Here is a 12195-nt window from a genome sequence, read left to right as displayed (position 1 = left end):
CCGGACCGGAAGTCCTACAACGGGGGGATGTCCTGCTCCTTCGCCGGGAACCCGAATGCTTCGCGCTTCTCGCGGATGTACTGCGGCAGCGGCGGCCGCGCAATGCCGTGATCGATCAGCCACTGCTGGCACTTCTTCTGCCAGGGCAGCAGGTCCGGTGTGGTGATTTCCCAGTAGATGGCTTCGACCATGGCCATCCGATCGGGCGCGCCTGGTTGCGCCGATGACGGCGATGCGATCGTGGGGTCCGCACCATGCTCAAGCAGCCAGTAAGCCTGCTCGAAGCCGCCACGGCCGGTGTACCAGCTGAGAACGGTATCGGCCCGGCCGATGTTGGATTCGTTGACGTGCGCGCCTCGCTCCACCAGCAGCTGGATGTTCTTCCACAGGTTGCCGGAAATGAAAGCCTGGAACAGCAGCGTTTCGGTGTTGGAGGTGCGCGTGTCCGGGTCGCCGCCATGATCCAGCAGCAGGGCCAGGTAGCGCGGATCGTCCATCTTCGCGGCATAGACCATGGCGTTGTTGTGGCGGAACGTCTCGCCGTCCAGCGTTTCAATACGCCGTGCATTCGGGTCGGCGCCGTTGTCGAGCATCGCGCGCAGGCCTTCCAGGTTCTGTGCGCGCAACGGCCACGCGATGAGCGGAATGCCATCCTGCTTCGAGAACTCCTTGTCGGGGTTCACGCCTTCGGTCTTGATCAGGCGCGTGATCGTCGCTGCATCACCCTGTTCGGCGGCGATGGCCAGTTCAAGTGCCTTGCCCTCGAAATAGCGCTCCGCGCCATGTGAAGACGTGCGCGCGCAGGCGCTCAGCAGCATCAGCAGCATCAGCGCCAGGCAGGAAAATGGCGTAAAGGAACTGTGAGGGTGACGGTGCATGTGATCCCTTGACATGGACGCGTTCGGGGGATGATAGCGTTGGCCGTGGTCATTCCAGCAGGTCCTGGATGACCGTGTCTTCACTGATGAGCAATGGAGTCTGCCATGAGCGGTCACGATCCCGAGCAGCAGGAACGCCTGTTGCAGGCCCGCGCCAAGAGCGTCCAGGCGCAGCAGCACCTGGTCGAGCAACTGCAGGGAGGTGGACATGCCACCGAGGCGGCGCGCTTGCGCGAGACCTATCACGCCCGCGAGCTGGGTTCGCTTGCTGATGATGTGTATGCCTCGGCAAAGGGCAAAGGTGAGCCGCCGGTCGGGTGGACGCGAGCCAGTGCCGTGACCGACCCGGACACGCTCAAAGCGGCGGGCATCAGCCTGGGAGCGGCCGACCTGAAGAAGCTGATGCGGCCGAACGACTCGGGTTTTCGCGCAGAGATCTACATTCCGGACAAAAGGGTGTTCGGTGATGACGCCAAGCCGGTGCTGGTGTTCAAGGGATCAACGGGCGAAATCATCGATCCCCGGGCGAAAGGCGGGCGGCGTGAATCCGGAGGCGAGGATTTCCTCAACAATGGACGCCAGGGCGTAGGCATGCAGAGTGACTACTACGATCGGGCCATGGCACTGGCGAGTCGCTTGAAGACCTCTGATACCCACTTTGAACTCGCTGGTCATTCGCTTGGCGGCGGCATGGCCTCTGCCGCTTCGGCGGTTACCGGTGTACGTGCGACCACCTTCAATTCGGCGGGGCTGCATCCGGCCACCGCCGATCGCTACGCGAAATCCCACGGATTGCCGGTGTTCAACACGCGCGACACGGTGCACACCTACCAGACGTCGGGTGAAGTGCTCAACGATGTGCAGAACGGATTGAAGCGGCTCAACGAGTATCACCGGCAGGGCTTTGGCCTGTTGGCCAGCGAGACCAGCCAGCTGCTGCGTCAGCCCGGCGTGCAGCAGATGGTTACCCGCAAGCTGCAGGAGATGATGCCGGCGGGTGCGCAGACGGCCACGGCCCAGCTGGTTGACCAGCTGGCGTCGAAATCCGGGGCAGAGGCATTGCGCAATGTTCCGGTGGCCGCGGGCAGGATGGAACTGTTGCTGGACGCCAAGACCGAAGTGAACGGAAAGGTGGTGGACCGCCGCCATCGAGAAGCGCCAAGCCAGCTTGCCGAATACGGTGGCCCGCTGGCCGAGGTGCTGATCGCAGGTGCGCGCGGCATGCGTGCCGGACGGGTTGCCGGTGAACATGTCGAGCAGGTCGGCGCGCTGGCGGGCCGGGGCATGAGCTTGTCCGGCGTGGCCGTCGAGCGTGCGTCGACCCTGCAGGGAAATGCGATCGGCACCGTGGTCGACTACGGTGGCAAGAGCATGCGGGTGGGCATCGAAGGCGGTGCGACGGTCATTGCCAAGGGTCGCGAGCTGCAGGGTCTGGTCGAATCGGTCAGCCACCGCGTGCAGGCCAAGGGCAGTTACGGCTGGAACATCGGGGCCAGCGTGCTGGGTGCGCTCGGTGCCGACGACATGGCCAGACAGATGCGTGAGCACGGTGATGCGGCGCGCAATCAACACGAAACCAAGGCCCGTGAAGCCACCCGTGAAGCGGCGGCGGATGCCGGCCGCATCCGTGCCGGCGGCCATCATCTGGGCGGCCAACTGCAGCAGGGCGTGCATGGCGTGGCCAATGGGCTGCGCAACGGCTATGCCGTGTACGGCGCGACTTTCCACATGGGCATGAACTGGAGCAGCCATCAGATCACCGGGCTGACCTCGCAGGCGCCGGCCGTGCTGGCCGGCACCGTCGGGCTGGGCGCGATGGCCAACAAGGGCATTGCCACCCACCTGCCCACGCCGGCACTGCCGCAGAACCTGGTCAACCTGGCCAAGACGTCGTGGGTGATCGGGCGCGGCAGTGCGACCATGGGGGAGTCGGTGGACCGGCATGGCATGAGCGAGACGATGAACCCCAGTCTCGACGCGGCAATCGCGAGCCAGGAGGCGGCCGCGCGCAAGCTGCTTGGACGGCCGCATGCGCAGCTGCAGGAGGGGGGGCGGAAGATACCCGCGCTGAACGATCCGGGGCACATCGATTTCCATCTGTTCAAGGGCGCGCAGACCGGCGTGCACGGCCTCGATGTGGCACATGGCCGCATCCCGAACCTGCAGAGCGATCAGCTGGCCGGGGCGTTGGCTGTGCAGGCCAAGCGCGAAGGGTTGCAGGCCATCTCCCATGTGCTGCTCAGTGACGACCGCACGCGGGCATTCGCGGTCGACACCCCGGATCTGCAGGCGGCCCACCGCCGACATGCGCATGTGGACGTGGCGGCCGGCATGGCCCAGCCGCTGGCCGTGAGCACGGCGCAGGTTGACGCCCTGAACACCGGTCGCGAACAGGCGACGGCAGCCGGACTGGCCCAGCAACAGGGGCTGGAGGCCCAGGAGAACGCCCGGCGGATGGGCTAATGGCCGAATGAACCGCGACGCCGCGACGGGGTTCCCCTCCCGCCCCGGCTGCGATACAGTCAAGGGGTGTCCAGCCTGACGACCCCGCATACCCTTTCTTCCGCACGCCGTTGGTGGCGATGGTGGCCCGTTGCCGTCGTCCGCCCCCATAACGCTGTGTCCCGGAAGGAAAGTCGTCTTGAACTCGCACGCTCAGTTTCAGCTGCAGGCCGCTGAAGGCCACACCCATATTCCCGTCGTCCGTGAAGTGCTGTCCGACCTGGACACGCCGCTTTCGGTCTATCTGAAGCTCGCCGACGGCCCCAATACCTACCTGTTTGAATCCGTCGAAGGCGGCGAGCGCTTTGGTCGTTACTCGATCATCGGCCTGCCGGCGCGCCGCGTGTACGCCTTCCACGGCCACACGCTGACCGTGCGCGAAGACGGCCAGGTGGTGGACACACGCGAGGTGGCCGACCCGTTCGCCGAAGTCGAGGCGCTGCGCAGCGCCCACTCGGTGCCGAAGCTGGAAGGCCTGCCGGGCTTCACCGGCGGCCTGGTCGGCTGGTTCGGCTTCGAGTGCATCGGCTACATCGAGCCGCGCCTGGCCCCGCCGGCTGGCCGCGATGAGCTGGGCACGCCGGACATCCTGCTGCTGGATTCCAACGAGCTGGCGGTGTTCGACAACCTCAAGGGCCGGCTGTACCTGATCGTGCATGCCGACCCGCGTGTCGAGGGTGCGTTCGAGCAGGCCCAGGCACGCCTGGATGCGTTGACCGCCAAGCTGCGCGCACCGGGGGCCGGCTATCCCGCACCGCTCAACAGCGACGTGCTGGACGAGTCCGATTTCGTCTCCGGGTTCACCCGCGAAGGCTTCGTCGATGCGGTCCAGCGCAGCAAGGAATACATCCGTGCCGGCGACATCTTCCAGGTGGTGCTGAGCCAGCGCCTGAGCGTGCCGTTCAAAGCGCGCCCGGTGGATGTGTACCGTGCGCTGCGTGCACTGAACCCGTCGCCCTACATGTATTTCCTCGATGTCGGCGACCTGCAGGTGGTCGGTTCCTCGCCGGAAATCCTGGTGCGTTTGCAGGATGGCGAAGTGACGGTGCGTCCGATCGCTGGCACCCGGCCGCGCGGTGCCACTGTCGAACAGGACCTGGCGCTGGAAGCCGAGCTGCTGGCCGATCCGAAGGAGCGCGCCGAGCACCTGATGCTGATCGACCTCGGCCGTAACGATGCTGGTCGCGTGTCCAAGGCCGGCACCGTGGAAGTGGGCGAGCAGTTCGTGATCGAGCGCTACAGCCACGTCATGCACATCGTCAGCGAAGTGACCGGGCAGCTGCAGCCGGGCCTGAGCTATGCCGACGTGCTGCGTGCCACCTTCCCGGCCGGCACGGTCAGCGGTGCGCCGAAGATCCGCGCGCTGGAAGTGATCCGCGAGCTGGAACCGATCAAGCGCAATGTCTACGCCGGCAGCATCGGCTACATCGGCTGGCACGGCGATGCCGATACCGCGATCGCGATCCGCACCGCCGTGATCAAGGATGGCCGCCTGTATGTGCAGGCCGGCGCCGGCATCGTCTACGACTCGGACCCGGACAAGGAATGGGACGAGACGATGAACAAGGGCCGCGCGCTGTTCCGCGCCGTCGCCCAGGCCGCCAAGGGCCTGTAAGCCTGCCTCGCCACGGCCGCTGCGCCGTGGTCGTTCCGCCGTTCCCGTTCAAGACAAGGAGTACCGCATGAAGCTGCTGAGCGCATTGCTGTGGTCGTCGCTGCTGGCCACGATGGCCCCGTCTGCGTGGGCGCAGGCCAATACCATTCCCTCGCAGCCGCACCTGCTGGTGAAGGGCGAGGCGCGCCGCGAGGTGATGCCCGACCGGTTCGGCCTGCAGTTGAACATCGAAGAGACCGACATGGATGCCGACGCCGCGCGCCGCCGCGTGCAGGACAACGTCGCGCGCGTGCTGGCGCTGTTCAAGCAGCACAAGGCGGTGGAGGGCAGCGTGCGTGCGGACAATCTGCGGATCGGCCCGGCAACCCGCTATGAGCAGAACCGGCAGGTCTTCGTCGGCACCCGCGTGTCGCGCCAGCTGCGTGCCAGCTTCGCCAGCGTGAAGGCGATGCAGGACGTGCTGGGTGCACTGAAGGCCAACGAGAACCTGCAGGTCAGCAGCGTGGCCCCGACCTACTCGGGTGAAGTGGCGCTGCGGCGCGAACTCAAGGGTGAGGCCGCCGCGTCGACGCGCCAATCCGCGCAGGGCCTTGCCAATGCCTACGGCACGAAGCTGATCGGGCTGTACAGCATCTCCGATGTGGCGCCGAACTTCGCCTATGGCGTGCAGGCGGGCAATTGGCCCAGAAGCGACGACATGGTGACACCGCCATCGCCGCCGTCACCTGCGGCGCAGATGGACATGATCGAGACCACTGGCTCACGCCTGCGCGAATCCATCGAAGCCGGCCCCATCACCTACACCGAAAACGTGTACGCCATTTTCCTGATAAGCGACGGAACCTGACCATGTTGTGGATGATCGACAACTACGACAGCTTCACCTACAACCTCGTGCAGTACCTGCAGACGCTGGGCGCCGAGGTGAAGGTGGTGCGCAACGATGCGATGAGCGTGGACGAGATCGCCGCGCAGAAGCCCGAACGCATCGTCATCTCGCCCGGCCCGTGCACGCCCAACGAAGCGGGCGTGTCGCTGGAGCTGATCCAGCGCCTGGGCCCGACCACGCCGATCCTCGGCGTGTGCCTGGGCCACCAGGGCATCGGCCAGGTCTACGGCGGTACGGTCATCCGCGCCGGCAACATCATGCATGGCAAGACCTCGCCCATCCGCCATCAAGGCAAGGGCGTGTTCGCCGGCCTGCCGGACTGTTACCAGGCCACCCGCTACCACTCGCTGGTGGTGGACAAGAACAGCCTGCCCGAGGTGCTGGAAGTGACCGCCTGGACCGAGAACGACGACGGCTCGATCGAAGAGATCATGGGCCTGCGCCACCGCCAGTTCCCGGTGGAAGGCGTGCAGTTCCATCCCGAATCCATCCTCACCGAACATGGCCACGCCCTGCTGCGCAATTTCCTGCAGCGTCCGGCGGCCTGATCCAAGGAGCATTCCCATGAGCTTCTCCCCCCAGGAAGCCCTGCAACGCACCATCGAGCACCGCGAAATCTTCTTCGACGAAATGGTCGACCTGATGCGGCAGATCATGCGCGGCGACGTGTCGCCGATGATGACCGCCGCCATCCTCACCGGCCTGCGCGTGAAGAAGGAAACCATCGATGAGATCGCCGCTGCGGCCACGGTGATGCGTGAATTCGCGCTGGCGGTGCCGGTGGCCGATACCACCCACCTGGTCGACATTGTCGGCACCGGCGGCGATGGCTCGCACACCTTCAACATCTCCACCTGCGCGATGTTCGTCGCCGCTGCGGCCGGTGCGCGCGTGGCCAAACATGGCAACCGCAGCGTGTCGTCCAAGTCCGGCAGCGCCGATGCAGTCGAAGCACTGGGTGCGGCCATCGAGCTGCAGCCGGCGCAGGTGGCCGCGGCCATCGAACAGACCGGCATCGGTTTCATGTTCGCGCCGATCCATCACCCGTCGATGAAGGTCGTCGCGCCGGTCCGCCGCGAGATGGGTGTGCGTACCATCTTCAACATCCTTGGCCCGCTGACCAACCCGGCCAGCGCACCGTCGGTGCTGATGGGCGTGTTTCACCCGGATTTAGTGGGTATCCAGGCACGCGTGCTGCGCGAGCTGGGCACCGAGCGCGCCATGGTGGTCTGGGGCCGCGACAACATGGACGAGATCTCGCTGGGCGCCGGTACCCTGGTGGGCGAGCTGCGCGACGGCAAGGTACGCGAGTACGAGATCCACCCGGAAGACTTCGGCATCGCTATGTCGGCCAGCCGCAACCTGCGCGTGGATGGCCCGGAGCAGTCCATTGCCATGCTGCGTGCGGTGCTGGACAACACCCCCGGCCCGGCGCTGGACATCGTGGCCCTGAACGCCGGCGCCGCGCTGTACGTGGCCGGCGTGGCCAGCGACATCGGCGACGGCCTGGCCCGCGCCCGTGCCGCCATCGCCAACGGCAGCGCCCGCCAGCGCCTGCAGCAGTATGTAGAGACCACCCGCGCGCTGGTTGCCTGAGCGCGCGGTTCAGCCTGACCCTCTTGATGGCCGATAATGGCCGTCCTCACCGCCCCCGCACCGAATCGAAGACGATGAGCGACATCCTGCAGACGATCCTGGCCCGCAAGGCCGAAGAAGTGGCCCAGCGCCGTGCCCAGCGTCCCCTCGAGGACCTGCAGGCCGCCGTGGCCAGCGCCCCGCCGGTACGTGGCTTCGTGCGCGCGCTGCAGGCGGCGGTGGCCAACGGCGACCCGGCGGTGATCGCCGAGGTGAAGAAGGCCAGCCCGTCCAAGGGCGTGATCCGCCCGGATTTCCGCCCGGCCGACATCGCGGTCAGCTATGAGTTCGGCGGCGCCAGCTGCCTGTCGGTGCTGACCGATGTGGACTTCTTCCAGGGTGCTGATGCCTACCTGCAGCAGGCCCGTGAGGCCTGCACGCTGCCGGTGCTGCGCAAGGACTTCGTGATCGACGCCTACCAGGTGTACGAGGCGCGCGTGCTGGGTGCCGACTGCATCCTGCTGATCGTCGCTGCGCTGGACGACACGCAGTTGGCCACGCTGTCCGAACTGGCGATGTCGCTGGGCATGGACGTACTGGTGGAAGTGCACGACATCGACGAGCTGGAGCGTGCGCTGCAGGTACCGGCACCGATGATCGGCATCAACAACCGCAACCTGCGCACCTTCGAGGTGTCGCTGCAGACCACGCTGGACATGCAGAAGGCGGTGCCGCGCGATCGCCTGCTGGTCACCGAGAGCGGCATCCTCGGTCCGCAGGACGTGGCGCTGATGCGCGATGCCGGCATCCACTCGTTCCTGGTGGGCGAAGCCTTCATGCGCGTGGAAGAGCCGGGCGAGGGCCTGCGTCAGCTATTCTTCGCGGCATGAAAACGCATTATCCGACGCCGCGCGACGATGCGCCGCTGGTGGTCTTCGATTTCGACCACACCCTCTACGATGGCGATTCGGGTACTCACCTGTTCGCTTCGCTGATCAAGCGCAACCCGCTGCGCATGCTGGCGGCGCTGCTGGTCACGCCGATCGCCGGGCCGATGGTGGCGCTGCTGCCGACCCGCCGTACCGGCATTTCGGTCTATGTGTGGATCGGCAGCTTCGGCCTGCACCGTGCGCGCGATTTCAACAAGGTGATCGACGCCTATGTGCTGCGCAACGAGGCGCAGATGCGCGCCAAGCTGCTGCCACAGGCGCTGGAGGTGTTCGCAGCGCACCGGGCCAAGGGTGACCGCGTGGTGGTTGCCACGGGCGCGCCACCAGAGCTGGCACGCGCGATCCTGGCCTTCGTCGCCCACCAGGACGTACCGGTGATCGGCACCGAGGTTGGCCCACGGCTGGGTGGCGTCGGCCCGACCCGCCACTGCCACAACGAAGAGAAGATGCGCATGCTGCGCGAGCGCGGCTACGGCGACATCGATATCGCCTACTCCGACAGCACCGCCGACCTGCCGTTGCTGCTGGCCGCCAAGGCGCCGGTGGTGGTGAACCCGAAGCCGGGCAGGGTGGACTTCTTCCGCCGCGTGCTGCCGGCCGGCACCCGCATCCTCAACTGGGGCTGCGTGGACCGCGGCGGCGACAAGGCCTGACCTCGCCGCACGGTGACGGATCTGCCGGCCAGCGGCCGGCACTACCCTTCTCCGTCCCGGTAGTGCCGGCCGCTGGCCGGCAAATGGTCCTGCGCCCGGTGAGCAGTCAGCGCGCCAGATACCCGGTCAGCGCATGCCCGATCTGGAACAGGCTGATGCCCAGCACCAGCACGCCCACGGCCACCAGCACCCAGCGCTCCTTCAGGCGCTTCACCAGCAGTGCGGCCACCGGCGCGGCCATCATGCCGCCGATCAGCAGGCCGGCAACGATCTGCAGGTGATGCAGCCCCATCGACAGCAGGAACGTTGCTGAAACTGTCAGGGTGACCACAAACTCGGCCGCGTTCACCGTGCCGATGGTGGTGCGTGCCTGGCCGCCGCGGGCCAGCAGGGTGGAGGTGGCCACCGGCCCCCAGCCGCCCCCGCCGCTGGCATCCAGGAAGCCGGCGACGAAGCCCAGCACGGGCACCCGCTTGACCTCGCCCTTGGGCATCAGGCGGCCGGCGGCACGTGCCAGGATGATGATGGCCAGCACCAGCAGGTACAGGTAGATGAGCGGGCGGATCACCTCGCCGGGCAGCTGGGTCAGGCCGTAGGCACCCACGGCGCCGCCTACGGCGCCGGGCAGCGCCAGGCGCAGGAACAGGCGCTTATCGACATTGCCGGCGACCAGATGCGACACGCCGGAGGCGCCAGTAGTGAACACCTCGGCGGTGTGGATGGCTGCACTGGCCTGCGCGGGCGGAATGCCCATGGCCAGCATCACCGACGACGACACCAGGCCGAACGCCATGCCCAGCGCGCCGTCCACCAGCTGGGCGCCCAGGCCGATGAGGATGAACCACCAGAATGCGCTGCTCAGTTCCATGCACCGAGCCTAGCGCGTGAAAGAGTGCGGACCAAGGTCCGCACCCACCGGGTGCTCAACGATCAACGGGTGCCGTACAGCACCACGGTCTTGCCGCGGGCGTGCAACAGGCCGTCGGTCTGCAGCTTCTTCAGCACGCGGCCGGCCATTTCGCGCGAGCAGCCGACCAGGCGGGCCAGTTCCTGGCGCGAGACGCGCAGCTGGCTGCCCTGCGGATGGCTCATCGCCTCCGGCTCCTGCGCCAGGTCGTGCAGGGTGCGCACGATCCGGTCGGTAACATCCAGGAATGCCAGGCGGCTGGCCTTGCGGCTGGTGTCGAGCAGGCGCTTGGAGATCTGCTGGCCCAGCGCGTACAGCAGGCGCGGGGCATCGGCCGACAGCGGGCCGAGGAACAGCTGGTGCAGGCGCTCGTAGCTGATTTCGGCCAGCTCGCAGGCGGTACGGGTCCTCAGGATCACCTCGCGGCGGTCCGATTCAACGAACAGGCCCATCTCGCCGACGAACTCGCCGGCACCGAAGTAGCCCAGCACCAGCTCGCGATCGTCATCTTCCTCGGCCATGATCGAAACCGAGCCGCTGATGACGTAATACAGGGTTCCCGCCGGGTCACCGGGTCGGAAGACGTCGGTACGGGTGGGGTATCGCCGCCTGTGGCTGTGCGCCAGGAAACGATCGATTGTGGCGATATCCAGGGCCAGTGGACTGCTAGCTAGGCGCACGGTTGACACGATAGGAGCGCTCCCTCTGCGCATGAACGGATTCACGGGGTCGATAGCGGAGCTTAACCAGCGCAATTGTTAAGGGCAAACAGTGTGCCAGATGTGAGCGCTCTTCACGTTCCCCCCGGGGACAGTTTGCCCCATAATTCCCCCTTTCCCTTCTTACACAGGAATCGACCGCCGTGGTCAAGCCGTTGCCTCGCCTGAGGCTGCAGGGTTTCAACAACCTCACCAAGGCGCTGAGCTTCAACATCTATGACGTGTGTTACGCGCGCACCGAAGAGGAGCGTCAGCGTTACATTGAATACATCGATGAAGAGTACAACGCCGACAGGCTGACTCAAATCTTGACCGATGTCGCCGAGATCATCGGCGCCAACATCCTGAACGTGGCCCGCCAGGACTACGATCCGCAGGGTGCCTCGGTGACCATCCTGATCTCCGAAGAACCGGTGATCGACAAGAAGCAGGCCGGCAAGGAGCTGATCTCCGATGCCGTGGTCGCGCACATGGACAAGTCGCACATCACCGTGCACACCTATCCGGAAACGCACCCGCAGGAAGGTATCGCCACCTTCCGCGCCGACATCGACGTGGCCACCTGCGGCGTCATTTCGCCGTTGAAGGCGTTGAACTACCTGATCGAAAGCCTCGAGTCGGACATCGTGATCATGGACTACCGCGTCCGTGGCTTCACCCGCGATGTGAAGGGCAAGAAGCACTACATCGATCACAAGATCAACTCGATCCAGAACTTCCTGGCCAAGAACATCAAGTCGCGTTACGAGATGTTCGACGTCAACGTCTATCAGGAAAACATCTTCCACACGAAGATGCACCTGAAGGACTTCGACCTGGACCAGTACCTGTTCGAGGAAAAGGCCAAGAACCTGTCGTTCAAGGAACGCATGAAGATCGAAGCGCTGCTCAAGCGCGAGATCGAAGAGCTGTTCCACGGCCGGAACCTGTCCGAGTAAGCCCCATGTGCGGTGCCCGCAGGCATCGCCGCCCAGGCGGGACGACCCGCCCCGTGGAACCAGTGCCTCGCACGCGTTACAGTTCCACGGTGATGTACCGACCCACGGCCCGGTGTGAAAACACCGGGCCGTTTCGTTTTTCTCAAAAAAGGTAAGGAGCCCCCACCCATGCCCTGGATCTACCTGCTGCTGGCCGGCCTGTTCGAGATCGGTTTCGCCCTCGGAATGAAGTACTCCGAAGGCTTCAGCAAACCCCTTCCCACCGCTGCCACGGTCGTGTCCGCGCTGATCAGCCTGTACCTGATGAGCCAGGCGATGAAGAGCATCCCGGTCGGTACCGCCTACGCGATCTGGACCGGTATCGGCGCCATGGGCGTGGCGGTGCTGGGCATTTACCTGTTCAACGACAGCGCATCGCCGGCCCGCCTGGCCTGCGTGGGCCTGATCGTGGCCGGTGTGGTCGGCCTGAAGCTGGTCTCGCCCAACTAAGGCGGCCCGACCAACGGTCGGGCCCCACCGTCGGGCCCACCGTGCCCTTGGGGAGGCCCCCACCGTTGGTGGGGCGCCCC

Annotated in this window: 12 protein-coding genes; 9 read left to right on the top strand and 3 right to left on the bottom strand. The window is 65.9% G+C overall.

The window, feature by feature from the left end; all coding sequences use genetic code 11:
- Window positions 1-14 precede the first annotated feature (14 nt).
- Complete coding sequence (locus ACZK33_RS21530; protein WP_423174336.1) at window positions 15-1058, bottom strand: ankyrin repeat domain-containing protein; 1044 nt, start codon at window positions 1056-1058, stop codon at window positions 15-17.
- Between ACZK33_RS21530 and ACZK33_RS21525 the strand changes: the two genes are divergently transcribed.
- From ACZK33_RS21525 to ACZK33_RS21495, 7 genes are all read left to right on the top strand, one after another.
- Window positions 984-3341, top strand: a complete 2358-nt coding sequence (locus ACZK33_RS21525) for a Tle-like phospholipase domain-containing protein (protein WP_478453854.1) — start codon at window positions 984-986, stop codon at window positions 3339-3341. The two genes, ACZK33_RS21530 and ACZK33_RS21525, sit on opposite strands and share 75 nt — an antisense overlap.
- A 178-nt stretch (window positions 3342-3519) precedes the next feature.
- Window positions 3520-4995, top strand: coding sequence for an anthranilate synthase component I (gene trpE, locus ACZK33_RS21520; protein ID WP_049424043.1), 1476 nt, complete (start codon window positions 3520-3522; stop codon window positions 4993-4995).
- Between the two features lie 67 nt (window positions 4996-5062).
- A complete protein-coding gene (locus ACZK33_RS21515; protein ID WP_329810371.1) occupies window positions 5063-5842 on the top strand; it encodes an SIMPL domain-containing protein in 780 nt (259 codons plus the stop codon).
- A gap of 2 nt (window positions 5843-5844) precedes the next feature.
- The gene (locus tag ACZK33_RS21510) at window positions 5845-6432 is read left to right on the top strand and encodes an anthranilate synthase component II (protein WP_423174338.1); all 588 of its coding nucleotides are present in this window, start codon (window positions 5845-5847) and stop codon (window positions 6430-6432) included.
- Window positions 6433-6448: 16 nt separating this feature from the next.
- Entirely contained in the window at window positions 6449-7480 is a 1032-nt protein-coding gene (gene trpD / locus ACZK33_RS21505) for an anthranilate phosphoribosyltransferase (protein WP_049461248.1), read from the top strand.
- Window positions 7481-7554: 74 nt separating this feature from the next.
- Window positions 7555-8349: an indole-3-glycerol phosphate synthase TrpC gene (gene trpC, locus ACZK33_RS21500; protein ID WP_049401666.1), complete on the top strand. Its 795-nt coding sequence runs from the start codon at window positions 7555-7557 to the stop codon at window positions 8347-8349.
- A complete protein-coding gene (locus ACZK33_RS21495; protein WP_032127168.1) occupies window positions 8346-9062 on the top strand; it encodes a haloacid dehalogenase-like hydrolase in 717 nt (238 codons plus the stop codon). The genes trpC and ACZK33_RS21495 overlap by 4 nt, the downstream gene beginning before the upstream one ends.
- 106 nt (window positions 9063-9168) lie before the next feature.
- On the opposite strand, the gene ACZK33_RS21490 is transcribed toward ACZK33_RS21495, so the two are convergent.
- Both ACZK33_RS21490 and crp read right to left on the bottom strand, forming a co-directional pair.
- The gene (locus ACZK33_RS21490; protein WP_014038735.1) at window positions 9169-9930 is read right to left on the bottom strand and encodes a sulfite exporter TauE/SafE family protein; all 762 of its coding nucleotides are present in this window, start codon (window positions 9928-9930) and stop codon (window positions 9169-9171) included.
- A gap of 62 nt (window positions 9931-9992) precedes the next feature.
- Entirely contained in the window at window positions 9993-10682 is a 690-nt protein-coding gene (gene crp / locus ACZK33_RS21485; protein ID WP_010482649.1) for a cAMP-activated global transcriptional regulator CRP, read from the bottom strand.
- A gap of 149 nt (window positions 10683-10831) precedes the next feature.
- Between crp and speD the strand changes: the two genes are divergently transcribed.
- Together speD and ACZK33_RS21475 are read left to right on the top strand one after the other, a co-directional pair.
- Window positions 10832-11626, top strand: a complete 795-nt coding sequence (gene speD / locus ACZK33_RS21480) for an adenosylmethionine decarboxylase (RefSeq protein WP_006473908.1) — start codon at window positions 10832-10834, stop codon at window positions 11624-11626.
- Between the two features lie 168 nt (window positions 11627-11794).
- Window positions 11795-12115: a DMT family transporter gene (locus tag ACZK33_RS21475; RefSeq protein WP_478453851.1), complete on the top strand. Its 321-nt coding sequence runs from the start codon at window positions 11795-11797 to the stop codon at window positions 12113-12115.
- Window positions 12116-12195 lie beyond the last annotated feature (80 nt).

This window comes from Stenotrophomonas sp. 86156_Sma (assembly GCF_056481625.1).
This window is presented reverse-complemented; position numbering and strand designations above follow the sequence as displayed.

Bases quoted from the DNA above. Each gene is read 5' to 3' on its own strand.
- ACZK33_RS21525 (WP_478453854.1), top strand. From the start codon at position 984: ATGAGCGGTCACGATCCCGAGCAGCAGGAACGCCTGTTGCAGGCCCGC.
- ACZK33_RS21515 (WP_329810371.1), top strand. From the start codon at position 5,063: ATGAAGCTGCTGAGCGCATTGCTGTGGTCGTCGCTGCTGGCCACGATG.
- ACZK33_RS21510 (WP_423174338.1), top strand. From the start codon at position 5,845: ATGTTGTGGATGATCGACAACTACGACAGCTTCACCTACAACCTCGTG.
- trpD (WP_049461248.1), top strand. From the start codon at position 6,449: ATGAGCTTCTCCCCCCAGGAAGCCCTGCAACGCACCATCGAGCACCGC.
- trpC (WP_049401666.1), top strand. From the start codon at position 7,555: ATGAGCGACATCCTGCAGACGATCCTGGCCCGCAAGGCCGAAGAAGTG.
- ACZK33_RS21495 (WP_032127168.1), top strand. From the start codon at position 8,346: ATGAAAACGCATTATCCGACGCCGCGCGACGATGCGCCGCTGGTGGTC.
- ACZK33_RS21490 (WP_014038735.1), bottom strand. From the start codon at position 9,930: ATGGAACTGAGCAGCGCATTCTGGTGGTTCATCCTCATCGGCCTGGGC.
- crp (WP_010482649.1), bottom strand. From the start codon at position 10,682: ATGCGCAGAGGGAGCGCTCCTATCGTGTCAACCGTGCGCCTAGCTAGC.
- ACZK33_RS21475 (WP_478453851.1), top strand. From the start codon at position 11,795: ATGCCCTGGATCTACCTGCTGCTGGCCGGCCTGTTCGAGATCGGTTTC.